General features: G+C 38.7%; 2 protein-coding genes. Both read left to right on the top strand.

What is annotated here, in order from left to right; genetic code table 11:
• Positions 1-75 precede the first annotated feature (75 nt).
• Positions 76-447 (top strand): hypothetical protein, encoded by a 372-nt coding sequence (locus tag WSC_RS0121265; RefSeq protein ID WP_016957982.1) that lies wholly within the window; start codon positions 76-78, stop codon positions 445-447.
• Positions 448-544: 97 nt separating this feature from the next.
• The gene (locus WSC_RS0121260; protein ID WP_016957981.1) at positions 545-901 is read left to right on the top strand and encodes a hypothetical protein; all 357 of its coding nucleotides are present in this window, start codon (positions 545-547) and stop codon (positions 899-901) included.
• The last annotated feature ends 1,401 nt before the right edge of the window (positions 902-2,302 follow it).

The raw sequence follows: 2,302 nt of genomic DNA, 5'->3' as shown, positions 1-2,302 counted from the left end.
CTCGTTCCTCGCTAATTATAGCCAAGCTTTTATGCGCCACTTATTGCGGCGTTATATGCCTAAGGGAATCTTGCTTTGGAATTAACACATCATATAAACGAAACATGTGAACATCTTGAAAAAACCTTGTCATTAATGGGCGCAAAGTTAACAAAAGAGATGGACTCAATAAAACTTCTTGAAGACGTTTTAATCGCTCTACTACAGGAGCAAGATAAAGGTGCGATTTCGGGGGCAAGGTATCTGGTTGCTGTTTACTTAGGCGAAATTGTTTTAAATCAAACTGGCGGTGCTTGGTTTAAAAGTGAAGTAAATAATCATATTGCGCTTTCTATAAATAATAGCCAATCCTTTCCTATAGAGGCGGTAGAAGACTTTATTAATGAGCCTAAAAAAGGCAAGTTAGAGTTTTTTGCAAAAGGGCTAGTGGCTGCAAACGGCATATAACAATGCAATTATGATGGGACGCAAAAAGCTTGGCTGCGTCACTTCGTTCCTATTATAGCCAAGCTTTTGTGCGCCCCATATTGCGGCGTTATATGCCATGGGAATTATTGGAAAAACTTTAAGCTTCGTTGTAGCGGTGATATTTGTTAGCGGTGTTATTGTAAATCCAGACAATTTTTTTACCGCAAATTATTTTGCATTAGTAATATTGGGCATTACTTTTTGGGGTGTTCCAAAAACTTATGAGCTTACAGCATATAGAGTTATAGGTTGGCTCATAATATTTGGTAGTTGTTACGCTGTTAGTCAGCTAAATGGCTTGGTTATATTGCTCGCTTTATTAATTTATACAATCGGTTATATAGTTGCAGGGTTACCATACAAATTTGGCGGTAAGGTTGATGGTGACTGGGATTTTGATTTTGGTAATGACTCTAGCGATGGTGGTGATTAATGGCATATAACAATGCAATTATGATGGGACGCAAAAAGCTTGGCTGCGTCACTTCGTTCCTATTATAGCCAAGCTTTTTTGCGCCCCATATTGCGGCGTTAGCTAGAAGTTTCGTTAATTAAAAGTAGTTAAACTAGTGGCGTTTGTTTTCGTAGTGCTGGCATTTTATTGCCTGTTCAGTTAACTTTTAAGCCGCCACGCATCAGTAGTTTTGAGGTTGGTTTTTCTAACTTGTTTTACCGTTGAGCGGCATTTGTGTTGTTTGCTTGTCGCTTCAAGTCAATTTATAAAAATGGACTTTTGTATCGCTACGCTTGTGCGTTTCTTAAGTTCATTTTTCTAAGTTTATTTACGGTAATTGTATTGTGCTAAATTTAAGCTTCGGTTAGCTTCTAGCCAACAATGCAATTAAGGCGGACTAAAAAAGCTTGGCTTAGTTCGTACCTCACTAATTATAGCCAAGCTTTTTCAGCCGCTTATTGCGGCGTTATATGGCTATTGGTGTTCGATGAAACTTGAAGAAGAAAAATCTCTATTTAATAACATTAAATCTGCACATATTGATAATTACATAATTACATAATTGCAGATAGTTCATGGCGATTCTTTTTAAAAGTTGAAGTTGGTAAGCTCTACAAGTGCAAGTCACAAAAAGCAGGTTGGCACTTTGAGGTTCCTGGTGAAATCGAAGCGCAGTTTCAAAGCGTTGAAGTTGTATCAGTTAACGATTGTGAAATTGTGCTCAAAATGGGCGAACGGGTTAAATCCGTTGAGAAACTGGAAACAGAGGCAAATCACTATTTTGGGCGATAACTTAGAGTAGTCGAATACGTTAATTCGTGCGCGCCACATAACAAGCCACTCAAGCGGGACTGCTAAAGCTTGGCTCAGTTCCACTTCGTTTCACATTATAGCCAAGCATTATCAGCCCCTTAGTGGGGCGTTAGTTTGCAATCCCGTCTTTCAGAGTTTTCATTTCGGTAAGCGAATTTGTGTTAAAGGTCTATCGTTTCTTCTTTGAGTTTTTCTGGTTGGGTTGTGGCATTAAAAGGGTTTAAGTTTGCTGGCGGTTACTATTTTTTAACTGAGTTTTTGGTAAATCAAGCTGAGCTTCTCTTTACTGGGTTTATATAGTCGGTTAGGTTTACAGCATTGAGTTAATTTTATTGTGTTAAGTGGTGTAGTGCGTAACCGCTCGGGTTGGTTTGGGTAATGCAAACTAACAAACCACTCATGCGGGACTGTTAAAGCTTGGCTCAGTTCCGCTTCGCTTCACAGTTTAGCCAAGCTTTACCAGCCCCATAGTGGGGCGTTATGGTTCTGTAAGAACATCACACACCTGTGTGTTCTTACATTTAAAACTATTTATTTTGTTGAAAAGGTATTAATCTTCTAAAACTC

It is taken from the genome of Catenovulum agarivorans YM01 (assembly GCF_000281085.1).
GTDB lineage: Bacteria > Pseudomonadota > Gammaproteobacteria > Enterobacterales > Alteromonadaceae > Catenovulum > Catenovulum agarivorans.
Note: the sequence above shows the minus strand (reverse complement) of the source record. Positions and strands in the feature narration are given on the sequence as shown.

Excerpts from the sequence above, each read along its gene's own strand:
- WSC_RS0121260 (WP_016957981.1), top strand. The coding sequence starts at position 545 with ATGGGAATTATTGGAAAAACTTTAAGCTTCGTTGTAGCGGTGATATTT.